The organism is Streptomyces populi, from assembly GCF_002911015.1.
Classification (GTDB): domain Bacteria; phylum Actinomycetota; class Actinomycetes; order Streptomycetales; family Streptomycetaceae; genus Streptomyces; species Streptomyces populi.
On the sequence record NZ_KZ626900.1, the window covers coordinates 1 to 21,705 of the forward strand.

Consider the following 21,705-nt stretch of genomic DNA (forward strand, 5'->3'; position numbering starts at 1 on the left):
TCGCGGCACGGAGGTGAAGCGCCGCGCCCAGGCGCTCGCCGTCTGACCTGTTCGAGACCGTCCGGCACGGGGAGCACGGCGGCGGGACGATCCCGGCCGCCGCGCTCCCCGCGCACCGACAACGGGGGACCCACGCATGCCCGAGACCGCCGCCACGACCGCGCGGGGCCGCCTCGCCGACGCCCGTGTCTACCTCTGCACGGACGCCCGCAGACGCCAGGGCGACCTCCCCGAGTTCCTCGACGCGGTGCTCGCGGGCGGAGTCGACATCGTGCAGCTGCGCGACAAGGGCATGGAGGCGGGGGAGGAGCTGGAGCACCTCCAGGTCTTCGCGGACGCCTGCGCCCGGCACGGCAAGCTCCTCGCGGTCAACGACCGGGCCGACGTGGCCCACGCCGCCCGTGCCGACGTCCTGCACCTGGGCCAGGGGGACCTCCCGGTTCCCGCGGCCCGCGCGATCCTCGGCGACGAGGTGATCATCGGCCGTTCCACGCACGCCGAGGCCGAGGCCCGGGCCGCCGCCGTCCAGGAGGGCGTGGACTACTTCTGCACCGGCCCCTGCTGGCCCACCCCCACCAAGCCCGGCCGCCACGCACCCGGCCTCGGCCTCGTCCGCAGCACGGCGGCCCTCGGCACCGCCCGCCCCTGGTTCGCGATCGGCGGCATCGACCTCGGCCGGCTGGACGAGGTGCTCGAGGCGGGCGCCCGCCGCGTCGTCGTCGTACGGGCGATCACCGAGGCGGACGACCCGGGCGCGGCGGCGGCGGAATTCGCGAAGCGACTGCGCACGGCGTAGCCCCGTGGACCGTCCGCGGGAGCGTCCCGGCGGGGTCGCTGTCCGAGGGGTGGACAAGAACTCGACAGATCGGACAAATGTCAGCGGTTCGGTTGGGTGACCGACGCCCTCTGGCTAACCTGCGAGTATGGCCCTCGGATCCGCTTCCACCAGGACTGACCGCGCGCGCACCGTGCGCGACATGCTCGCGACCGGCAAACAGACCTTTTCCTTCGAGTTCTCGGCGCCGAAGACCCCCAAGGGGGAGCGGAACCTGTGGAACGCCCTGCGGCGGGTCGAGGCCGTGGCCCCCGACTTCGTCTCCGTGACCTACGGGGCCGGCGGTTCCACACGGGCCGGCACGGTCAAGGAGACCGAGCAGATCGTCCTCGACACGACGCTCACCCCGGTCGCGCACCTCACCGCGGTCGATCACTCCATCGCGGAACTGCGCAACATCATCGGGCAGTACGCGGACGCGGGCATCCGCAACATGCTCGCCGTGCGCGGCGACCCGCCCGGCGACCCCATGGGCGAGTGGGTCCCCCACCCCCAGGGGCTGACCTACGCGGCCGAACTGGTGCGCCTCATCAAGGAATCCGGCGACTTCTGCGTCGGGGTGGCGGCCTTCCCGGAGATGCACCCCCGTTCCACGGAGTGGGACCTGGACGTCTCCCACTTCGTCGACAAGTGCCGCGCCGGCGCCGACTACGCGATCACGCAGATGTTCTTCCAGCCGGAGTCCTACCTCCGTCTGCGTGACCGGGTGGACGCGGCGGGTTGCGGGACGCCGGTCATTCCTGAAGTCATGCCCGTGACAAGTGTGAAGATGTTGGAACGGCTGCCCAAACTCTCGAACGCTTCGTTCCCGGACGTCCTGAAAGAGCGGATCCTCACAGTCAAAGACGATCCGGCGGCTGTACGCTCGATCGGGATCGAGTTCGCGACGGAGTTCTGCGCGAGGCTGCTGGCCGAGGGAGTCCCCGGACTGCACTTCATCACGCTCAACAACTCCACAGCGACGCTGGAAATCTACGAGAATCTGGGCCTGCATCACCCGCAGCAGGCCTAGACCGGTCGCACCCGCGTACGACACACTGCGTAGCGGCCACTGGGAGAGGGGCGTACATGGGCTTGACGGTCCTCTATCTGGCATTCGGCATCGTCGCGCTGTGGCTGCTCGGCGAGGTGCTGTTGCAGTACAAGGCGCGGCTGCGCTTCAGGCTGCTCGCCTTCGTCGGCTTCCTCGGCGTGGTCCTCGGCGTCCTGATGCACTCGGTCGTGGTCATCGGGCTGGGCGCGGCCGCCTTCACGGTCGGCCAGACGTACGTGACGCTGTCGTTCCGCCAGGGTTTCGCACAGGGCTGGGCCATCAACGGTCCCGGTGTGGAGGGCAAGGTCGGCAAGCTCAGCAAGCGCCGCCGCGGTGAGCCGGAGGAGGCGGAGGAGCCGGAGGAGAGCCCCGACCTGGACGAGGTCGAGGTGGCCGCCTACCGGCGTGAGGACCCCTACGCCGACGAGGACGACGTGTTCACGCCCGCCTCGTCCGACCGGAACGCGACCCCGGAGCCGGCCGAGCCCACGGCCGCCGAGTCGACCTCGGTGTACGAGCCGCAGCCCCTGCCCGAGGACACCGGTTCCTACGGCGTCTACGACTCCGACGCGTACGCCGCCGCCACCGGCCAGTCCTACGCCGGCGCCGCCCAGTCCCAGGACCAGCAGGCCTACGCGACCGGCCAGAACGAGCAGGCCTACGCGACGGGTCAGAACCAGCAGGCCTACGCGTACGACGGCTACACGGGCTACGACCAGCAGCAGTACGGCTACGGCACCGGCCAGCAGCAGTACGCCGGCTACACGGACCCGTACACCGGCCAGCAGACGTACACGGGCGCCGCGTACGACAACACCGCCTACAACGGCGGCGAGCAGCAGTACGCGCAGCAACAGCAGAACTACGGCCAGGACCAGTACGCCACCGGCACCTACGGCGGCGAGACCCCGGCCGGCGGCGTCTGGGTGCCGCAGCAGCGCACCGACGAGTACGGCGGCGAACTCCCGCCCGAGCAGCAGCAGTACCCGTACCAGGGCAACGGCAACGGCAACGCCGGGTACGACGAGCAGTACCGCTACTGACCGGCCGGGCGGCGGTGCGGGATCCCCCGGGCCGCCGCCCGCGGGAACGGCGTCCCGGCTCTCCCCGCTCGCCCCCGCGGCGCTCCGCGCCGTCCTTCCGCGTCCCGGCCGCCGTCCGCGCCCGCCGGGCCGTTCACTGCGAGCCCTGGAAGTCCGGCCCTTCCACGATCAGCCCGGCCACCAGCGCGCCCGACATGCCCGCGTGCGGCAGACCGCCGCCGGGGTGCGCCCAGCCCCCGGCCGCGAAGAGCCCCGGGATCCGCGTGGTGTTCGACGGGTGCAGCAGCCGCCCGCCCGCCGCGGCGAGCGCCGGGGCGGGAACCGCGCCGCCCTCCGCCCCGGTCACCGCCGCGATGTCGGCCGGGGTGCGGACCTCGTGCCACAGGAGCCGGCCGCGCAGACCGGGCAGGGCCCGCTCGGCGGTGTCCAGGACCCGCTCCACGTCCTCCCCGGACACCTGGGCCCCGGACGGCACCGTGACGGTCAGGGTGACCGCCTCGTGCTCCGCGTCCGGCACGAGCGCCGGGTCGTCGGGACGCGCCACCACGACGGTCGGCGCCGCGGGCACCCCGGGGCGCTCGCCGAAGAGCCGGTCCAGCTCGCCGTCGCGGTCGGCCGAGTGGACCACCGTCCGGTGGGCCGTCCCGGCGGGCCGCGCGCCGCGCAGCGCGAGCAGCAGCGTCAGCCGGCTGGGCGCGCCGGGCTGCGGAGGCACCTCGCCACCGTCCCGGAGTGCCGCCCCGGCGAGAAGGCCGTCCAGGGCGCCCGGCGCCACGCCCGCGACCACGAGGTCCGCCTCCTCGAACGTGCCTCCCCCGGATCCCGAGGACTCCGGGCCGCCCTCGGTGCCGGCAGCCGCGGCGCCGTCCCGGGAGAGCTCCACACCGGCGGCCCGGCCGTCCCTCTCGACGATCCGCTCGACGGAGGTGCCGAAACGGAACTCGACCCTGCGCTCCAGACACCGCTCGTACACGGCGCGCGCCAGTTCCCGGATGCCGCCGCGCACGTACCAGGTGCCGAAGGCGTGGTCCACGTACGGCAGTACGGCGGCGCTCGCCGGGGCGGTGCGCGGGTCCAGCCCGTACGCCAGGGCGTGGCTCTCCAGGAGGGCGGTCAGCCGGGGGTCGCGCAGCTCCCAGGCGGCCACCTCGGCGAGGGTGCCGGCCCGGCGGGTGCGCAGCAGCTTCCGGTGCGGCACCGAGGGGTAGGGCTCGCGTTCGGCCAGCACCTCCCAGTTGGGCCACAGCGGCTCCTCCAGGAGCGGACGGCGCGCACGGTCCCACGCCTCCCGGGCCCGCACCAGGAAGTCGCCCCACCGGGCGCCCGCGCCGTCGCCGAGCGCTTCGTCCAGTGCGGTGACCACACCCGCGCGCGAGGCGTTCGGCAGGGAGACCCGGGTGCCGTCGGCGAAGACGTGGCCGGCCGACGGGTCGACCTGCACCAGTTCGACGCACTCCTCCAGGGGCCGCTTCCCGGTCTTGACGAACAGGTCGCGGTAGACCGCGGGCACCGGCAGCAGCCCCGGCCCCGTGTCGAAGGCGAAGCCGTCCCGCTCGAAGCGGCGCACCGCACCGCCGTACGTCTCCGTGCGTTCGTACACCACCACCCGGTGGCCCGCGACGGCCAGCCGGGCGGCGGTCGCCATCGCGCCCATCCCGGCGCCGATCACCGCGATCCGTCCCATGCCGGCGACTTTATCGGCCCCCGCCGGCACTCCCGTCAGTCGCGGTCCGCCCAGGGCGGCGCTCCGGCGACCCGGCGGGGCACCGCCGCGGCCGTCCGCCGCTCCTCCCGGCGCTGCGCCCGGCGGCGCAGGAACCGTCTGATCCGCGAGACGAGGAAGCAGAGCACCGCGAGCCCGGTGAACAGCAGCACGCCGGCGATGCTCGCCGCGGCCCAGGGATGGAAGATCGCCAGTGTGACGACGCCCGCCACCCCGAGATCCTCGGCGGTGCTCAGCACGATGTTGCTGAAGGGCTCCGGCGAGGAGTTGACCGCCATCCGCGTCCCGGCCTTGACCGCGTGACTGGCCAGCGCCGTCGAACCGCCGATCACGGCCGCCACCAGGTCCGAGACCGAGCCGCCCTGCCCGGCGAGCATCGCCCCGACCCAGGCCCCCGTGGCGGGCCGGATCACGGTGTGCACGGAGTCCCACACCGAGTCGACGTACGGGATCTTGTCGGCGACCGCCTCGCACAGGAAGAGGACGCCGACTGTGACCAGGATCTCAGGGCGTTGCAGGGCCGCCGGGACCTCGTCGCTCAGTCCGGTGGCGCCGAAGAGGCCGAGGAGCAGCACCACCGCGTACGCGTTGACGCCGCTGGCCCAGCCGCTGGTGAAGACCAGGGGGAGTACGGACACGGAGGGGATCGTAACCAGGGGGCGGCCGGGGTGTCCTGGGTCTGAGCACGTACGTCTGAGTATCCGTACCTACGGGGTGAGATGAGTAGGCGCACGGATGGGCCCGACCTGCGAGAACGGGAGAGTGGAGGCACGGAGAGGGGCGCGGCTCCGGCACCGCCGACACGGGGCGGCGGAACGGAACCCGCGCCCTTGGCCGCTCCTTCCGCCGACCCGCTCGGCGGGAGCGAGGCACGGGGGAACCCGGGGGGACGACCGAACGGGGGCCCGACGGGGGCACGGGGGGCACGGGGGAGCACGACGGAGCGCCGGTACGGACGGCCCGCGGGGGACGCGGCCGTCCGGACCGGCGCTTTCGTGCGCACGGCGTGAGGCGCTCCGGAAACGGGTGCCGCTCCGGAGCGCCGACGGCCTCAGCGGTGACCGCTCACGCGTCCTTGCAGGAGCCGGGACAGTGCCGCGTGGACGTCGTCCAAGGAACGTTCCGGCTGGAAGGCCTGCCAGTCCAGGGCGGCCACCAGGACCATCCCGACCAGCGCCGCCGCCGTCAGCGGGATGTCGATCTCGTCGCTGAGTTCCCCGCCCGCCACCGCGTCGAGCAGCACGCCCTCGACGACCGCCACCGCCTGCTGACGCACCACCATCAGGGTGGACTGCCAGGCCCGGTTGGTGCGCCAGAGCTCCGCCACGTACAGCTGGGTGAACGCCGGGTAGCGGTTGATGAAGACGAGCCCCGCCCGGATCATCGCGTCCAGCGCGTCGACCTTGCTGCCGCCGTCCCGCTCGGTCTTCTCCGCCGCCTCCCGCAGCGAGGCGGTGAGGAGCCCCACGCCATGGCGCAGCAGCTCTTCGAAGAGGACCGATTTGCTCGCGAAGTTGTAGTAGACCGTGCCCTTCGCGACCCCGGCCCGCTCGGCGATCTCGTCCACCGTGGTGGCGGAGAAGCCCTGTTCGGCGATCAGGGTGACGGCCGCCTCGTAGAGCTTCTGCCGGGTCGCCTCGCGGCGGCTGCCACCGCCCGCCGTGGTGCTGCTGCTTTCCATGGCTCCGATTGTCACAGGAGCGTCCGCGCGCGCCGTCACAGGCTCAGCTCCGGATGCAGCCGGTCGAGGGTCCACACCTGCTTGCGGCGCGCCGTCAGGGCGGTGAGCGCGAGCGCGCCCACCGTGAAGGCCGCCAGCACGGCGCACGCCGTCCGCACCGGCTCCAGGCCGCCGCCGGTGATGAGCCTGCGGAGGGCCTCGACGACGTAACTCATCGGCAGGAAGGGGTGGATCGCGTTGAAGAAGCCCGGACTGGTCTGGACGGGGTACGTGCCGCCCGCCGACGTCAGCTGGAGCATCAGGAAGGCCAGGACGAGGATCCGGCCCGCCGCTCCGAAACGGGCGTTGAGCCACTGCACGATCGCCGCGAAGCAGGCCGTCACCAGGAACAGGAAACCGACCGTCCCCGCCGCCCGAGCCATTTGCAGACCGATCGCCCAGTGCAGCACCGCCATCAGGGCGCTCGTCTGGAGCACGCCGACGACGGCGACCGGCAGCCAGCCCGCCAGCGCGATGCGCCACGCCGAGGCGCCCGCCGCGAGCGCGCGCCGGTTCAGCGGCTGGATCAGCATGTACGCCACCATCGCGCCGACCCACAGGGACAGCGGGATGAAGTACGGGGCGAAACCGGTGCCGTAGTTGGGCGCCTTGTGCAGGTCCCGGGAGGCCATGCGCACCGGGTCGGCCATGACCTCGGTCCGCAGATCGCGGTCGGGCTTGTCGTAGTCGGGGATCCGCCCGGCGCCGTCGTGCAGGCCGCCCGCCAGCTTCCCGGAGCCGTCGACGAGCTTGTACAGGCCGCCGTCGAGGGCGCTCGCGCCGGTCTTCAGCCGGCCGACGCCCTTGTCGAGGTCGGCCGCGCCGGTCCTGGCGGTGCCGAGCCCGGAGTGCAGCCGCTTCGCGCCCCTGGCGACCGCTGCGGCGCCGTCGTTCAGGTCGTCGATCTTGGAGACGGTGTCGTCGAGGTCCTCGGAGAGGTGCGGCGCGCGGGCGGCGAGGGCGCGGGCCTGCTTCTCCAGGGTGGCCAGGTTCTTGTCCAGCTCGGTGAGGTCGCCGTCCTGGTCGCCGATCAGCGTGTTGACGTCCTCGGTGATCGCGACGACGTCCCCGGCGGCCTCCTTGGCCTTCGTCAGCTCGGGACACGCCGGGTCGGGGACCGGCAGGGCCTCGCACCGCGCGTGGTGCACGGTGTTCAGCGCCTCGGAGGCGGTGCGCGCGCCCTTGGCCGCGGCCGGGGCCGTCTTCACCAGGGTGCCGAGGTTGTGCCGGATCCCCACGGCGGAGTCGGCGACCAGCTCGGCCGTGTCGCCGATCGACTTCTCGTTGTCCTCCAGGAAGGGGCCCACCTTGTCCGCGACCCCGTCGACCTTGTCCGCCAGCGCCTGTGTGCCGTCCGCGACCTGTCGCGAACCGTCCTCCAGGTCGCCCGCGCCCGTGGTGAGCCTCCTGAGGCCCCCGGAGAGCTTCCCGCTGCCCGCCTTGGCCTCCTTCAGGCCGTCCGCGAGATCCTTGGACCCCTTCTTCGCCCTGCCGAGGCCGCCGCTGAGCCGGTCGGCGCCCTCGGCCGCCTTCACGGTCTTCCCGTGGATGTCCGAGAACGAGATGAAGATCTTGTCGAGGAACGAACGCGAGGCCTTCGTGGAGGCGGCCGTCCGCACCTCGCTGAACACCGTGCGGGAGATCTGCCCGACGATGTAGTTGTTCGCGTCGTTGGTCCGCACCTGGAGCGCGCTCGTCTCGGGAGAGGTCCCGGAACTGGACGCGATCCTCCTGCTGAAGTCGTCCGGCATGGTCAGCGACAGGTAGTACGTGCCGTCCTCCACGCCCCGCCGGGCCTCGGCCGAGCTCACCTCGTGCCACTCGAAGGTGTCGCTGTCGCGCAGCTTCTCGGTGATGGTGTCCCCGACGGCGATCCTGCGACCGCCGGCCGTCGCCCCCTCGTCGTCGTTCACCAGCGCCACGGGGATGCGGTCGAGACGGCCGTACGGGTCCCAGAACGACCACAGGTAGAGGGCGCCGTACAGCAGGGGCAGCAGCAGGAGCGCGACCAGGGCGGCGCGCGGGAGCTTGCCCCGGCCGAAGCGGCGGAGTTCGAGGAAGGCCAGTTCAGGCGAGCGCATCGGCCGTCTCCCTGTCGTGGTTCCCGCTGTCGCTGTCGCTGTCGCTGTCGCTGGCGGTGGCGGTGGCGGTTGTGGTTGCGGTTGTGGTGTCTGTGTCTGTGCTCGCGGCCGTTTCCGTTTCTGTTTCCGCGTCCGCGTCCGTGGCCGCTTCCGTTCCGGTGTCTTCCCCGGCGGTGGCCCTCGCCGTGCCGGCCGGTGCGGTGGACACGACGACGGCGCCCTCGGGAGCCTCGCTGCACACCGCCACGACCGTCGTGCCGGACTCGGCGACGGACCTCAACAGGGCCCAGACCTCGGACCGTTCGGCGTCCGAGAGCTTGAGGTCGGTGTCGTCGACGCCGAGCAGCCTCGGGCGGCCGATCAGGGCCAGGGCGAGGGAAAGCCGCAGTGTCTCGAGCCGTTCCAGATCGCGTACGGCGGTCCTCGGCCCCTTGGGCAGCGCGTCCAGGTCGAGTCCGGCGGCGGTCAGCGCGGCGCCGATCCGCGACCGGGCCTCGCCCGCCCGCTCGCCGCGAGGCCGCAGCAGGGCGCGCAGCGAGCCCCCGAACCGCCTTTGCAGCAGGGCCCGTTCCCGAAGGTGTTCCCCGACGGTCAGTGCGGGGTCGAGGTCCGTGACCCCGGGTACGTGCGCGAGCGCGCTCACGCGGCGCACCGCCGCCATCTGCTTCGGCAGCCTCGCCGGACCCACGGCCGCCGTCCCCTCGGTGGCCTTCATCCGGCCCGTGAGGGCGAGCAGCAGGCAGGTGCGCCCGGAGCCCGACGGTCCCTCGACCGCGATGAGCGATCCGGGCTCCGCGTCGAGACGGACCCCGCGGAAAACCCGTCCGCGGGGTCCGTCGAGTCCGAAGTCCTCGGCCGTGACACGCAGTCCGTGCGGACCGTCCACAGCTCCCCCATCCTCTGGAACACATCGAACTACTTTTGAACTGACTGGTCAGTGCAAAAACTAACCCGAACTTGCGCTCGAAGCAAAAGCGCAGGTCAGAACGGATTGTCAGTGGCATACCGCACGATGTGCACATACGGCCACAGTGCCGTCACACGACGACAGGAGGTTCGTCATGGCCAGCTCTTCCGCAGCCGCCGCCCGTCGGCGCCGCGCCACCGGCCCTGCCCCCTCACTGACCGGACCGGCGGCCGACGTCCATCCCGTGCTCCGCCGGGCCACGGCCCCGCCCGCCGCCCTCGACCTGCTCTCCCAGGCCCGCGCCGGACTCGACGAGGCGGCGGCGCTGGAGACGTCCAACGAGCGTTACGCGACAGCCCACTTGGCCGCACTGCGCACCGCGGCGGCCGTTCTCGCCGCCCGTGCCCGCCCGGAGCCCGCGTCCCGGCGCAGGGCCCGGATCCGCAGCGCCTGGGAGGTACTCCCGGAGATCGCGCCCGAACTGACCGAGTGGAGCGCGCTGTTCGCCTCGGGAGCCACCCGCCGTGCCCGCGCCGAGGCCGGCATCCAGGGAGCGGCCACCACCCGCGACGCCGACGACCTGATACGCGACGTGGCCATGTTCCTGCGCCTGGTCGAGCGGATGCTGGTGCTGCAACCCGTGCTGCCCCAGTCCCGCCAGGACGGGGACCGGGGCCGGGCGGGCGAGGGGGTTCCGGACGCGGGCTGACCGGCGAGGGGCCCGGGCCGGAGGGCGGGGGCGACGGCGTCCCGGCGCGCGCTCCCCGCGTGGTCCGGCGCGCGTGAGACGGACGAACGGTCACGGTGGCGGAGGCAATAGGGTGGAGGCGCCTGCTGCCTCCCCGCCGGGAGGCCCGAACATCGCTCCGCCGTTCAACGCGCGGTGCCACGCCGAGGAGTCAACTGCCGTGTCGGACCCGATGCGCCCCCGCGCTTCTCTCCGTACCGCCGTGGTCTGGGAGGTCCTCAAGGACGCCCTGGACCGTCAGGTCAAGGCCGCCGGGCGGGAGTCGCTCGACGTACTCGACACGGGCGGCGGCAGCGGCAACTTCGCCGTGCCCGTGGCCCGCCTCGGCCACCGTGTCACCGTCGTCGACCCCAGTCCGAACGCGCTGTTCGCGCTGGAGCGGCGTGCCGCCGAGGCCGGCGTCGCCGACCGGGTGCAGGGCGTCCAGGGCGACGCGCACGGCCTCTTCGACGTGGTCGAGCGCGGCCGCTACGACGCCGTGCTGTGCCATGGCGTCCTGGAGTACGTCGACGACCCGGCCGAGGGCGTCCGCAACGTGGTGGACGCGCTGCGCCCCGAGGGCGTGCTCAGTCTCCTGGCCGCGGGTCTGGGCGGAGCCGTGCTGGCCCGCGCCCTCGCCGGGCACTTCAAGGAGGCCCGGCACGCGCTCGACGACCCGGACGGACGCTGGGGCGAGAGTGATCCCGTTCCGCACCGGTTCACGGCCGACCAGCTCACCTCCCTGGTCGCGGGCGCCGGCCTGCACGTCGCCGCCGTGCACGGCGTACGGGTCTTCGCGGACCTGGTGCCGGGGGTCCTGGTGGACACCGAGCCGGGTGCCCTGGACGCCCTGCTGAAGCTGGAGGCGGCGGCGGCCGAGCTCGCCGCGTTCCACTCGGTGGCCACGCAGCTCCATGTGCTCGGTGAGGCCCGAGGGGCCGCGGAGGGCTGAGCGGCTCCCGCGGTGCGCCGCTGATCAGGGGCTCGGCGGCAGATGGAGTACGCCACAGACCACCCGATCGAGTGCTCGGCGCCGTATGATCGGGGGAGACCGTCCGGCATGACGGGCCGGTCGCTGGGGAATGCACGCCTCAGCGCACCGGGGCGCCGTGTTGGGTTCCGGTCGGTGAATTGGCGTAGAGGGCGGGTTTCACGGGGCCGATTCCCTGCCTATCCTGAAGGGGACCCCCGGTCGCCCCGGCGACTGCACGATGAGGAGGACTCCGTGCCGCTCTCGGAGCACGAGCAGCGAATGCTCGAGCAGATGGAGCGAGCGCTGTACGCCGAAGATCCCAAGTTCGCGACAGCGCTTGAGGGAAGCGGGCTGCGTACGTACACCCGGCGACGGGTCTACCAGGCAGTCGTGGGCTTCCTGGTGGGTATCGCGCTCCTCATGGCCGGAATGGTCGCGGTCCAGATCTGGCTGAGCGTGGTGGGCTTCCTCGTCATGCTGGGCTGTGCGGTGCTCGCCGTCACCGGTTGGCGCAAAGCCCCCAAGCCGGGCGAGCAGCCGACCGTGCCGGGCTCGCCCGCAGCGCGCAGGCAGGGCCGGCAGCACCGTTCCATGATGGACCGGATCGAACAGCGCTGGCAGCGTCGTCGCGACGAGCAGGGCGGCAACTGAGCCTCCGGCGTCGTCGCCGCAGACAGCAGACATACGCGTGAGGGGGCGTCCACCCGGAACAGGGTGGACGCCCCCTCACGCGTATGTGCGGTCGGAACCTCCGTGGTGCCGACGCCTGTCGGACCGTCCTCCGCCGGCCCCGGCTTCCCGTCGGCCCCGGCTTCCCGCCGAGTCCGACCCCCTGTCGGGTCGGACGCCGCGTCGTTCCGAGTCCCTGCCCAGGCCCGGCTCTTCGCCGGGCCGGTTGTCGCCAGCGGGCCCTCGACAGGCCGTGGAGGGCGGCCTGTCGAGGACCGGAGCCGGGACCCGGGCCGAGGCGGTGCGGGTCAGCCGTTCTGGTTCGACGGGCGGTGGAACAGCGCCCGTCGGCGGGCGGACAGACGGGTTCCCAGAGTCGTCCGGACGGCCGAGACCCTCCACATCACCCGGACGGCCGAACGGGGCAGGAGGAGGGCGCGCAGACGGGCCGGACGGCTCGCGGAGGCCCTGAAGGACCTCTCGACCCGGCGCGCCTCGTCCGCGAGGCCCGCCACCGGCCGGGGACGCGGAGCGTAGAGGACCTGCTCCACGGCCGTGGCCAGCCGGTGCACCGCGGCCTCGGCCTCCGGATCCAGGCTCCCGAGCCCGGCGATCCGCTCGGCGGCCTTCCTCGGCGTCTGCGACCCCTCCGGCGCGATCCCGTGGTCCCACGCCGTGTCGGTCACCTCCGACCAGACCCCCAGCGTGTACGCCGCCACGTCCGCCTCGGTGCGGCCGTGGCCGCCGAGCCGGACCGCCCGCACCCGCATCCGCCACAGCATGGGCAGCAGCGGCACTCCCAGGACCAGGAGCCCGGCCAGCGTCAGCCCGAGGATCCTGCTCCAGGGCCAGTCGTCGTCCTGGGGACCGATCACCGCCGAGGACTGACCGGGGCAGGCCGCCAGCTTCCGCAGCTGGGCCGAGCAGCTCTCGCTCGCCGACGGTTCGGCCGAGGGCTCCGCGGACGCCGAGAACGTCGGCTTGGGGGCGGCGGACTCGGCGGTGCCAGGCGTGTTCGTCTGGGTGTAGGACGGCGCCGAGCCCCGGCTCGGGGTCGGCTCGAAGCGGGTCCAGCCCACGCCCTCGAAGTACAGCTCGGGCCAGGCGTGCGCGTCCCGCAGTCCCACCGTCGTCCAGCCGTCCGCCTGCGGGGTCCCCGGAGTGAAGCCCACCGCCACGCGGGCCGGGATCCCGAGCGTCCGTGCCATCGAGGCCATCGCGAAGGAGAAGTGGACGCAGAAGCCCTCCTTCTTCTTCAGGAAGCTCGCGATCGCGGCGGAGCCGGTGCCCACATGGACATCGGTGTCGTACCGGAAGTCACCGCTGACGGCGAAGTAGTCCTGGAGCTTGACCGCCTGCTCGTAGTGGTTGGCCGAGCCCTCGGTGACCTCGCGGGCCGTCCTCGCCACCACCGCGGGCAACGACCGCGGAACCTTGGTGTACTCGCGCTTCATCGCGGGTGGGGGTTCCGGGGCGCCCGCCAGCTGCTGTGCCGTCGGCTCCACCATCAGGCTCGAGACCTCGTACCGCACGCCGCTCGTGTTCTGTCCGTGGTCGCCGATGAGGGTGCGTCCCACGGGTTCGTAGCGCCAGTTGCCGCTGATGTCCACTTCGCTGGCCGGATACGGCATCGGCAGCCAGTTCTGCGCGTACCCGTCGGTCGCCTCGATCCGGGTCCGGACCGTCGCCCGCTTGACCTCGCCGGACAGTCCGACCGGCGCCGGGAACGTCGCGGGCACGGCCACGGTGGGGCGCTCCGTCGACTTCCACCGGGTGCCGTCGAAGTCGTCCATCGAGCCGATCCGCAGATACAGGCTCTGGGTGTCGGCGGCATTGGTGCGGTACGTCATGACCGTGCGGTCCTCGTCCGCGTTCAGACTGTCCTGGAGCGCGACCAGCGTGTTCACCGAGGAGAACCCGCCGCCGACCCCGGGGCCGTTGCCGATGCCCCGTCCCGTGCTGTCCAGCAGACCGCCGTCGAGCGAGGGCAGGGCGAGCGGCACGAACAGGGCGACACCCAGCGCGACCGCGCCGATCCGACGCCCGGTGCGCACGGGCGCGACGGCACCGCTCGCGGGCGACGGGCCGGGAGCGCGGGCCGCACCGCCGAAGACACGGCCCCACTGCGAGAGCCGGTCCCGGCCCTCGGCCAGCAGCAGCATCAGATAGCCGGCGGCCGCGAGCAGGAACCACAGCCAGGCCGCGCCGCCGCCGGAGAGGCCCGCGGCGACCGCGTACAGGGCGAGCAGCGGAAGGCCGGCGGGCGCGGCGCTGCGGTAGGTCACCGAGAAGGCGTCCACCGCGAGTCCGATCACCAGGACACCGCCGACCACCATCAGCCGGATCCCGTCCGACAGCGGGGCCGGGATCGAGTACCTGCCGACGTCGTCGGCGCCCGCCCGGAACAGCTCCGCGAAGTGCTGGAAGGCTTCGGGTCCGGGCACGACCCCGGCGAGGGCCTGATGCCGGGCGAAGACCAGGGTCAGCAGCACCAGCGTCACCAGCGCCTGCGCCGCCACGGTCAGCGGCCGGGCCAGCGGGACCCTCCGGGCCAGCGCGCCGACACCGGTCTGCACGGCCAGCAGGAACGCGGCCTGGAAGATCCACGTCGCCGGACTCACCAGCGGCAGCAGCGCACAGGACGTCATCAGCGTGGCCGCCGCCGCGTACAGCGCCAGCCGGGCTCGCCCGCTCATGCGCCCCCACCCCCCACGACAGTCCCTGCCGTCGGCGCGTGCGTGCGCTGACGGTCCGCCTCGCGCCACAGGTCGGCGAGCGACGCCCCCCGCGGCACCGGCACGGCGGTCCAGCCCGCCTCGCGCAGCATGCGCAACGGGTCCGCGCCCCTGTCCGACGGGCCGGGCACATCGGTGGGTTCCCGCACCCAGGAGTCACTGTCCAGCACGAACGCCACGGCCCCGCCGCTGCGCCGGCGCATCTTGCCGAGCACGGTCGCCTGCTCCTCGTCGAGATCGCCGAGGAAGGCGATCAGCAGTCCTTCGTTGCCGCCGCGCACCACCTCGTACGCCCGGGAGAGGCCCGTGCCGTCCGAGTGGTCGACGACGGCGAGCGTGTCCATCATCATCCCGGCGGCGTCCGCCGACTCCTGGCCGGAGCCCGCGAACCCGTCGGCGCCCTCGCCGGGCACCGAGCTGCCGGTGTCCGTCAGGAGGCGCACCGAGAAGCCCCGTTCGAGCATGTGCACCAGCGTGGACGCCGTTCCCGAGACGGCCCATTCGAAGGCCGAGTCGGGACCCGCGCCCTGGAAGGCGGCGCCCCGGGTGTCCAGCAGCACGGTGCAGCGGGAGCGCTGGGGCTGTTCCTCGCGGCGGACCATCAGCTCGCCGTAGCGGGCGGTCAGCCGCCAGTGCACGCGGCGCAGGTCGTCGCCGTAGCGGTACCCGCGCGGACTGATGTCGTCCTCGCCGGCCAGGGCGAGGGTGCGCTGCCGCCCGTCGCCGTACCCCTTCGCCTCGCCGGTCAGCCGCACCGGCGGCAGCGCCTCCACGCGCGGGATGACGGTCAGGGTGTCGTACGCCGAGAAGGAGCGGGTCAGCTCGCACATGCCGAACGGGTCGGTCAGCCGCAGCTGGAGCGGGCCCAGCGGGTAGCGGCCGCGCAGGTCCGAGCGCACGCGGTAGGACACCTCGCGACGGCCGCCCGCCTCCACCCGGTCCAGCACGAAACGGGGGCGAGGGCCGAGGACGTACGGCACCTTGTCCTGGAGCATCAGCAGACCGGTGGGCAGCCGCGAGACGTTGTCCATGCGCAGATGCACGCGGGCCTCGGAACCGGCGGGCACGCGTCCGGGGGAGAGCCTGCGGCTGCCCGCCACCCGGTAGCGGGTGCGGTACAGCACGGTCGCGCAGATCAGCGGCAGCACCGCGAGGAGCAGGCCGACCCGGAGCAGTTCGCTCTGCCCCAGGACGTACGCGCAGATCGCGGCGGCCACTCCGGCGGCCAGGAACGAGCGGCCGCGTGTGGTGAGGCCGGCGAGCGCGGTGCGCAGCCCGCCCTTGTCCTCGGCGGCGTGCCCCGTGCTCGCCTGCGCCATCACAGCCTCCGGGGCGGCTGCTGGTCGTAGGCGGGCGCGCCCCGGCCCGTCGAGAGACCGGACTGCTGGTGACCGGCCGGCACCGGGGTGCGCTGCAGGATCTCCTCGACGACCTGCTCGGCCGTGCGCCGGTTCAACTGCGCCTGGGCCGTGGGCAGCAGGCGGTGGGCCAGGACCGCGACGGCGAGCGCCTGCACGTCGTCCGGCAGCGCGTAGTCCCGGCCGCCGAGAGCGGCGGCCGCCTTCGCCGCGCGCAGCAGATGCAGTGTGGCGCGCGGCGATGCGCCGAGTCTGAGGTCGGGGTGGGTGCGCGTGGCCGCCACCAGGTCCACCGCGTAGCGGCGTATCGCGTCGGCGACGTAGACCGTGCGGACCGCGTCGATCAGCTTCACGATGTCGTGCGCGTGGGCGACCGGCTGGAGGTCGTCCAGCGGGTTCACGCTGCCGTGGACGTCCAGCATCTGCAGTTCGGCCTCCGCGCTGGGGTAGCCGATGGAGACACGGGCCATGAAGCGGTCGCGCTGGGCCTCCGGCAGCGGGTAGGTGCCCTCCATCTCGACCGGGTTCTGGGTGGCCACCACCATGAACGGGCTGGGCAGCTCGTAGGTCTGTCCGTCGATGGTGACCTGCCGCTCCTCCAGCGACTCCAGGAGCGCGGACTGCGTCTTGGGCGAGGCGCGGTTGATCTCGTCGCCGATCACGATCTGCGCGAAGATCGCACCCGGCTTGAACTCGAAGTCCCGGCGCTGCTGGTCCCAGATGGACACGCCCGTGATGTCCGAGGGCAGCAGGTCGGGCGTGAACTGGATGCGCCGCACCGAGCAGTCGATGGAGCGCGCCAGCGCCTTGGCGAGCATGGTCTTGCCGACGCCGGGGACATCCTCGATCAGAAGATGTCCCTCGGCGAGCAGCACGGTCAGCGAAAGCCGTACGACCTCAGGCTTGCCTTCGATCACTCCTTCCACCGAACTGCGGACACGCTCCGCAGTGGCGGTCAGATCAGTGAGGCTCGCTCGATCGTCATAGGTCGTCACCCGGCCCTCCTCGGCCCGTTCGGGCCGACGCCCTGTGCGGACCGGCCCACCCCGAAACACGGGCACCACGCGCGAAAGGTTCCGCGTGACGCCACACCCGCATTCTTGTTGCCGTTACCGGTTCGTGTCATCCGCCTGTGGACAAGTGGCCGCGATATGTCAGTTCTTACGGCTCTTTGGGCACCTGGCGGCCGGGGTTTTTGTGGAGAAGAGGGTCCCACGAGCTGCGGAGGGCCGGCGACCGGGAGGCCGACGGGGCAGGTCAGGAGGGGTCGATCTCCCGCAGCAGACCGGTCGTGACGTCGAAGACGAAGCCGCGCACGTCGTCGGTGTGCACCAGGAACGGCGAGGTGCGCACGCGCTGCATCGACTGCCGTACGTCCTGGTCGACGTCCCGGAAGGCCTCGACCGCCCACGCGGGGCGCTGGCCGACCTCCATCTCCAGGTCGTGCCGGAACTCCTCGGTGAGGGACTCGAGGCCGCAGCCGGTGTGGTGGATGAGGGCCACGCTGCGGGTGCCGAGGGCCCGCTGGCTGATGGTGAGGGAACGGATCACGTCGTCGGTGACCACGCCGCCCGCGTTGCGGATGGTGTGGCAGTCGCCGAGTTTCAGGCCGAGCGCGGCGTGCAGGTCGAGGCGGGCGTCCATGCACGCGACCACGGCGACCCGCTGTACGGGGCGGGCGTCCATCCCCGGGTCGGTGAAGGCGGAGGCGTATTTCCCGTTCGCCTCGACGAGGCGGTCGGTGACCGAGTGCCCTGCGTCTATGGCGTCTTCGGGCCCGGTGGGAACAGATGCGGAAGTCGTCATACCTATGACGTTACTGGTCACGTGAGGGCCGAGCCTGTTGTGAGAGTGGACAAAGAACGTCATCGAAGCTTGTTGTGAGGTAATCCACACGGGCGGTGACGACTTGCCCGTTCGGGTGACTCTTCCGGATCCGCGGCTTCGGTCCGGGTGCCGTCCACGACGCGCAAGCCGGTTGATTGACCGCGAGACACCGTGGACTAAAGTGGCGCGAAGCGGGAGGCGAGGCTCTCCCCGCTCGACTGTTTTCCCTGGAGACCCGGCGACTTTCCGGGCTCTCCCCGCGTGCGCGGCGCGTACGTACGGCTCGGCCTCCTCCCGCTCCCGGTCGGCCGACGCCACTCATCCGGCGCCGGCGGCCTCCCCTTCCCGAGCGGGTGGGGACCCGGCAGTGCGTATGGCCGCGCCGGACCTGAGAGGGCCCGGAATGAAAGGGCGCGAAGCGCTTCCCGACGAGGCTGACGGCGGGCGACCGGAGGGGCAGAGCCGTCACGTCCCGGTCATGCTCGAGCGGTGCCTGGACATGCTGGCCCCGGCCCTCGCCGAGCCGGGAGCCGTGGTCGTCGACTGCACGCTCGGGCTCGGCGGTCACAGCGAGGCACTGCTCACCCGGTTCCCCGGAGTGCGGCTCGTCGCCCTGGACCGCGACAAGGAGGCGCTGCGCCTCTCCGGAGAGCGGCTCGCCCCCTACGGCGACCGTGCCGCCCTGGTGCACGCCGTCTACGACGAACTCCCCGACGTGCTCGACCGTCTGGACGTCCCCCGCGTCCAGGGCGTCCTGTTCGACCTCGGTGTCTCCTCCATGCAACTCGACGAGGCGGACCGGGGCTTCGCGTACGCGCAGGACGCCCCGCTCGACATGCGCATGGACCAGACGACCGGCGTGAGCGCCGCCGAGGTGCTCAACACCTACCCGCCGGGCGAACTGGTCCGGATCCTGCGGGCCTACGGCGAGGAGAAGCAGGCCAAGCGGATCGTCTCCGCGGTCGTGCGCGAGCGCGAGAAGGAGCCCTTCACCAACAGCGCGCGGCTCGTCGAGCTGATCCGGGACGCGCTGCCCCAGGCGGCCAAGCGCACCGGCGGCAATCCCGCCAAGCGCACCTTCCAGGCGCTGCGCATCGAGGTCAACGGCGAACTGAGCGTCCTGGAGAGGGCGATCCCCGCGGCCGTGAAGGCGCTCGCCGTCGGCGGCCGCATCGCCGTCCTGTCGTACCACTCGCTGGAGGACCGGCTGGTCAAGCAGGTGTTCGCGGCCGGTGCCGCCAACACCGCGCCGCCCGGACTGCCGGTCGTCCCCGAGCGCTACCAGCCCCGGCTCAAGCTCCTCACCCGCGGTGCCGAACTTCCCACCGAGGAAGAGGTCGCCGAGAACCGGCGAGCGGCCCCCGCCCGGCTGCGGGGGGCGGAGCGCATCCGCGAGGAGTCCGCCGAGTGAGGCGCGGGGAGAAGGAGAGGCCGTGAGGCGGGAACCCGGACTCGCGCGGCACCGTGGGCCCGCTCCCCGGACCCGCCGGACGGCGGGGGCCGGGCGTCCGGGACCCTCGTGGTCCGGCGGGTCCGGGAACCGAACCCGCGGTGGTCTCGTGAGTATGGGGAACCGGACCCATGGAGCGGCCGTGAAGCCGGCACACCAGAGCCACAGGGAGGGCGCGTGAGCGGCAGACCCGAACTCAAGGGGCGGGCCGCCCGGCTCGCGCGGCTCCTCCCGGCCGGGGCCGGGCAGGCCGCCCGCACCCCCTTCGTCCTCCTGGTCGTCCTCCTCCTCGGCGGCGGCCTCATCGGGCTCCTCGTGCTGAACTCGGCGCTCAGCGAAGGCGCGTTCCGCCTCGACGACCTCCAGAAGGACACCAAGAGCCTCACCGACGAGGAACAGGCCCTCCAGCGGGACGTGGACGCCTACTCCGCCCCCGACGCGCTCCAGCGCCGTGCCCGCGAACTCGGCATGGTCCCCGGCGGCGACCCGGCCTTCCTCGGCCCCGACGGCACGGTCAAGGGCGTTCCCGGGGCCGCCGGCTCCGCCGCGCGGTCCCCGGTGGTCCCCCCGCCCGAGGTCCTCGCCCCGGCCCGGCCCGGGTCACCGTCCGCCTCGTCGCGGCAGTCGTCCGCACAGCCCTCCACGATCCCCGGCAGGTGACGGAAGTGTCCGACAGGCAACCGCCGCGCCGCCGGGTGCCCGGCCCCGCCCGGCCCGCGCGCCCCGCCGGACGGAGCCGTCCGGGCCCGGGCGGCCGCCCCGTGCGCCGCCCGGCCGCGGCCCGCTCCGACGGTCCGCGCGTCATCCGGCTCGGCAGCCCCCGCCCGCGGCTGCGCATGGTCAGCCTCGCGCTGACACTGGTGATGATCGCGTTCGTGGTGCGGCTGCTCCAGGTGCAGGCCGTCGACGCGAGCACCTACGCCGCCAAGGCCGAACAGAACCGGTACGTCGGGCGCACCCTGGCCGCCGAGCGCGGCGGGATCACCGACCGCGACGGCGTCGAGCTGGCGACGAGCGTGGACGCGTACGACATCACCGCGGACCCGACGATGTTCACGCGCGAGGCCACCGGGGTGGGGGACGCCCCCGAACAGGCCGCGGCCCTCCTCGGCCCGATCATCGACCAGGACGTGGACACCGTCGCCAGGAAGCTGCGGACGAAGAACACCCGCTACACGCTGCTCGCGCACCGCCGCACCCCCCAGGTCTGGCAGCAGATCAAGGACCTGAAGAGCACGCTCGGGACCAAGGCCGAGACCGACAAGGGCACGGCCAACGTCCTCGCGGGCGTCCTCGCGGTCCCGGCCAGCAAGCGCGTGTACCCGAACGGCGATCTCGCCGCCGGGATACTGGGCTGGGTCAACGCCGAAGGCAAGGGCGGCGGCGGCATCGAGCAGCAGCTGGACAAGGAGCTCACCGGCAAGGACGGCAAGATCCGCTACGCCCAGTCCGGGGGCCGCCAGGTGCCGACCGTGGGCTCCACCGAGACACCGGCCGTGGCCGGTTCCGACGTCGAGCTCACCATCGACCGGGACATCCAGTGGGCCGCGCAGGACGCCATCACCCAGCAGGTGAAGAAGTCCAGGGCGGACCGCGGCTACGTGATAGTGCAGGACACCAGGACCGGCCAGGTCCTCGCCATGGCCAACGCGCCCGGCTTCGACCCCAACGACCTCACCCGGGCCGACTCCGCGGCCATGGGCAACGCGGCCCTCCAGGACGCCTACGAGCCCGGCTCCACCGCCAAGGTGATGTCGATGGCCGCCGTCCTCCAGGAGAACGTGGCGACGCCCGGGACCCACGTCGTCGTGCCCAACCGGCTGCACCGCGGCGACCGGCTCTTCCAGGACGACGTCGACCACAAGACCTGGAACCTCACGCTCAACGGCGTGCTCGCCATGTCCAGCAACATCGGCACCATCCTGGCGACCGGCCAGCTCGGCAAGACCCAGAAACAGGCCAACCAGGTCCTCTACTCGTATCTGCGCAAGTTCGGCATCGGCAGCCCCACCGGGCTCGGATTCCCCGGCGAGACGGCGGGCATCCTCGCGCCCGCCGGCAAGTGGTCGACCTCGCAGCAGTACACGATCCCTTTCGGCCAGGGCATGTCGATCAACGCGATGCAGGCGGCCTCCGTCTACTCGACGATCGCCAACGGCGGTGTGCGCATCGAGCCGACCCTGGTGCGCGGCACGAAGGGGCCCGACGGCCGCTTCACCCCCGCGCCCGCGCCGAAGAAGAACCGGGTCGTGAGCGAGAGGACGGCGAAGTCGCTCGCACAGATGCTGGAGTCCGTGGTGGACGACAAGCAGGGCACCGGCATCAAGGCGCGCATCCCCGGATACCGGGTCGCGGGCAAGACGGGTACGGCCAACCGCGTGGATCCGGCCACCGGCAAGTACCACGGCTACACCTCCTCCTTCGCCGGTTTCGCCCCGGCGGACAAGCCCCGGATCACCGTCTACTGCGCGATCCAGAACGCCACGAAGGGCCTCTACTTCGGCGGCCAGATCTGCGGGCCCGTGTTCAAGCAGGTGATGGAGTTCGCCCTCAAGACCCTTCAGGTCCCGCCCACCGGAGCCAAGGCGGCCCGGCTGCCCGTCGACTTCACGCCGTGACCGCCC

Annotated in this window: 18 protein-coding genes; 9 read left to right on the plus strand and 9 right to left on the minus strand. The window is 72.7% G+C overall.

Annotated elements, in window-relative coordinates; all coding sequences use genetic code 11:
- The first annotated feature begins 136 nt into the window (after positions 1 to 136).
- The 3 genes from thiE to CW362_RS26840 all read left to right on the plus strand — a co-directional run bounded on the left by thiE (position 137) and on the right by CW362_RS26840 (position 2,911).
- Positions 137 to 796: a thiamine phosphate synthase gene (gene thiE / locus CW362_RS26830; RefSeq protein WP_103552120.1), complete on the plus strand. Its 660-nt coding sequence runs from the start codon at positions 137 to 139 to the stop codon at positions 794 to 796.
- A gap of 127 nt (positions 797 to 923) precedes the next feature.
- The gene (metF, locus tag CW362_RS26835; RefSeq protein WP_103552121.1) at positions 924 to 1,847 is read left to right on the plus strand and encodes a methylenetetrahydrofolate reductase [NAD(P)H]; all 924 of its coding nucleotides are present in this window, start codon (positions 924 to 926) and stop codon (positions 1,845 to 1,847) included.
- A 56-nt stretch (positions 1,848 to 1,903) separates the two neighbouring features.
- Positions 1,904 to 2,911 (plus strand): SCO2102 family sporulation regulator, encoded by a 1,008-nt coding sequence (locus tag CW362_RS26840; RefSeq protein ID WP_103552122.1) that lies wholly within the window; start codon positions 1,904 to 1,906, stop codon positions 2,909 to 2,911.
- A 133-nt stretch (positions 2,912 to 3,044) separates the two neighbouring features.
- Here CW362_RS26840 and CW362_RS26845 read toward each other — a convergent pair whose 3' ends face one another.
- From CW362_RS26845 to CW362_RS26865, 5 genes are all read right to left on the minus strand, one after another.
- A complete protein-coding gene (locus tag CW362_RS26845) occupies positions 3,045 to 4,595 on the minus strand; it encodes a phytoene desaturase family protein (protein ID WP_103552123.1) in 1,551 nt (516 codons plus the stop codon).
- A gap of 35 nt (positions 4,596 to 4,630) precedes the next feature.
- On the minus strand, positions 4,631 to 5,272 hold the full coding sequence (locus CW362_RS26850; RefSeq protein WP_103552124.1) for a DUF4126 domain-containing protein: 642 nt from the start codon (positions 5,270 to 5,272) through the stop codon (positions 4,631 to 4,633).
- Between the two features lie 413 nt (positions 5,273 to 5,685).
- The gene (locus tag CW362_RS26855; RefSeq protein ID WP_103552125.1) at positions 5,686 to 6,315 is read right to left on the minus strand and encodes a TetR/AcrR family transcriptional regulator; all 630 of its coding nucleotides are present in this window, start codon (positions 6,313 to 6,315) and stop codon (positions 5,686 to 5,688) included.
- A 35-nt stretch (positions 6,316 to 6,350) separates the two neighbouring features.
- Positions 6,351 to 8,435: a YhgE/Pip family protein gene (locus CW362_RS26860; RefSeq protein WP_103552126.1), complete on the minus strand. Its 2,085-nt coding sequence runs from the start codon at positions 8,433 to 8,435 to the stop codon at positions 6,351 to 6,353.
- A complete protein-coding gene (locus CW362_RS26865) occupies positions 8,422 to 9,321 on the minus strand; it encodes an ATP-binding cassette domain-containing protein (RefSeq protein ID WP_103552127.1) in 900 nt (299 codons plus the stop codon). Before CW362_RS26865 ends, CW362_RS26860 begins: the two co-directional genes overlap by 14 nt.
- A gap of 175 nt (positions 9,322 to 9,496) precedes the next feature.
- Between CW362_RS26865 and CW362_RS26870 the strand changes: the two genes are divergently transcribed.
- From CW362_RS26870 to CW362_RS26880, 3 genes are all read left to right on the plus strand, one after another.
- Complete coding sequence (locus CW362_RS26870) at positions 9,497 to 10,051, plus strand: SAV_6107 family HEPN domain-containing protein (protein WP_103552128.1); 555 nt, start codon at positions 9,497 to 9,499, stop codon at positions 10,049 to 10,051.
- A 199-nt stretch (positions 10,052 to 10,250) separates the two neighbouring features.
- Positions 10,251 to 11,021 (plus strand): class I SAM-dependent methyltransferase, encoded by a 771-nt coding sequence (locus CW362_RS26875; protein ID WP_103552129.1) that lies wholly within the window; start codon positions 10,251 to 10,253, stop codon positions 11,019 to 11,021.
- Between the two features lie 273 nt (positions 11,022 to 11,294).
- A complete protein-coding gene (locus CW362_RS26880; RefSeq protein ID WP_103552130.1) occupies positions 11,295 to 11,693 on the plus strand; it encodes a DUF3040 domain-containing protein in 399 nt (132 codons plus the stop codon).
- Between the two features lie 326 nt (positions 11,694 to 12,019).
- On the opposite strand, the gene CW362_RS26885 is transcribed toward CW362_RS26880, so the two are convergent.
- The 4 genes from CW362_RS26885 to CW362_RS26900 form a co-directional block, all read right to left on the minus strand.
- Positions 12,020 to 14,407, minus strand: coding sequence for a transglutaminase TgpA family protein (locus CW362_RS26885; protein WP_103552131.1), 2,388 nt, complete (start codon positions 14,405 to 14,407; stop codon positions 12,020 to 12,022).
- The gene (locus CW362_RS26890; protein ID WP_103552132.1) at positions 14,404 to 15,765 is read right to left on the minus strand and encodes a DUF58 domain-containing protein; all 1,362 of its coding nucleotides are present in this window, start codon (positions 15,763 to 15,765) and stop codon (positions 14,404 to 14,406) included. The genes CW362_RS26885 and CW362_RS26890 overlap by 4 nt, the downstream gene beginning before the upstream one ends.
- The gene (locus CW362_RS26895; RefSeq protein WP_103552133.1) at positions 15,765 to 16,799 is read right to left on the minus strand and encodes an AAA family ATPase; all 1,035 of its coding nucleotides are present in this window, start codon (positions 16,797 to 16,799) and stop codon (positions 15,765 to 15,767) included. The genes CW362_RS26890 and CW362_RS26895 overlap by 1 nt, the downstream gene beginning before the upstream one ends.
- A gap of 262 nt (positions 16,800 to 17,061) precedes the next feature.
- Entirely contained in the window at positions 17,062 to 17,610 is a 549-nt protein-coding gene (locus tag CW362_RS26900; RefSeq protein ID WP_103552134.1) for a beta-class carbonic anhydrase, read from the minus strand.
- A 424-nt stretch (positions 17,611 to 18,034) separates the two neighbouring features.
- On the opposite strand from CW362_RS26900, the gene rsmH reads away from it, so the two are divergent.
- The 3 genes from rsmH (at position 18,035) to CW362_RS26915 (ending at position 21,699) form a co-directional block, all read left to right on the plus strand.
- A complete protein-coding gene (gene rsmH, locus CW362_RS26905; RefSeq protein ID WP_103552135.1) occupies positions 18,035 to 19,042 on the plus strand; it encodes a 16S rRNA (cytosine(1402)-N(4))-methyltransferase RsmH in 1,008 nt (335 codons plus the stop codon).
- 216 nt (positions 19,043 to 19,258) lie between these two features.
- Complete coding sequence (gene ftsL, locus CW362_RS26910) at positions 19,259 to 19,741, plus strand: cell division protein FtsL (protein ID WP_103552136.1); 483 nt, start codon at positions 19,259 to 19,261, stop codon at positions 19,739 to 19,741.
- 5 nt (positions 19,742 to 19,746) lie between these two features.
- On the plus strand, positions 19,747 to 21,699 hold the full coding sequence (locus tag CW362_RS26915; protein WP_276313700.1) for a peptidoglycan D,D-transpeptidase FtsI family protein: 1,953 nt from the start codon (positions 19,747 to 19,749) through the stop codon (positions 21,697 to 21,699).
- Positions 21,700 to 21,705: the final 6 nt, after the last annotated feature.

What these genes read in the sequence shown, in the direction of transcription:
- thiE (WP_103552120.1), top strand. Translation starts at nt 137, where the DNA reads ATGCCCGAGACCGCCGCCACGACCGCGCGGGGCCGCCTCGCCGACGCC.
- metF (WP_103552121.1), top strand. Translation starts at nt 924, where the DNA reads ATGGCCCTCGGATCCGCTTCCACCAGGACTGACCGCGCGCGCACCGTG.
- CW362_RS26840 (WP_103552122.1), top strand. Translation starts at nt 1,904, where the DNA reads ATGGGCTTGACGGTCCTCTATCTGGCATTCGGCATCGTCGCGCTGTGG.
- CW362_RS26845 (WP_103552123.1), bottom strand. Translation starts at nt 4,595, where the DNA reads ATGGGACGGATCGCGGTGATCGGCGCCGGGATGGGCGCGATGGCGACC.
- CW362_RS26855 (WP_103552125.1), bottom strand. Translation starts at nt 6,315, where the DNA reads ATGGAAAGCAGCAGCACCACGGCGGGCGGTGGCAGCCGCCGCGAGGCG.
- CW362_RS26860 (WP_103552126.1), bottom strand. Translation starts at nt 8,435, where the DNA reads ATGCGCTCGCCTGAACTGGCCTTCCTCGAACTCCGCCGCTTCGGCCGG.
- CW362_RS26870 (WP_103552128.1), top strand. Translation starts at nt 9,497, where the DNA reads ATGGCCAGCTCTTCCGCAGCCGCCGCCCGTCGGCGCCGCGCCACCGGC.
- CW362_RS26885 (WP_103552131.1), bottom strand. Translation starts at nt 14,407, where the DNA reads ATGAGCGGGCGAGCCCGGCTGGCGCTGTACGCGGCGGCGGCCACGCTG.
- CW362_RS26890 (WP_103552132.1), bottom strand. Translation starts at nt 15,765, where the DNA reads ATGGCGCAGGCGAGCACGGGGCACGCCGCCGAGGACAAGGGCGGGCTG.
- CW362_RS26900 (WP_103552134.1), bottom strand. Translation starts at nt 17,610, where the DNA reads ATGACGACTTCCGCATCTGTTCCCACCGGGCCCGAAGACGCCATAGAC.
- rsmH (WP_103552135.1), top strand. Translation starts at nt 18,035, where the DNA reads ATGAAAGGGCGCGAAGCGCTTCCCGACGAGGCTGACGGCGGGCGACCG.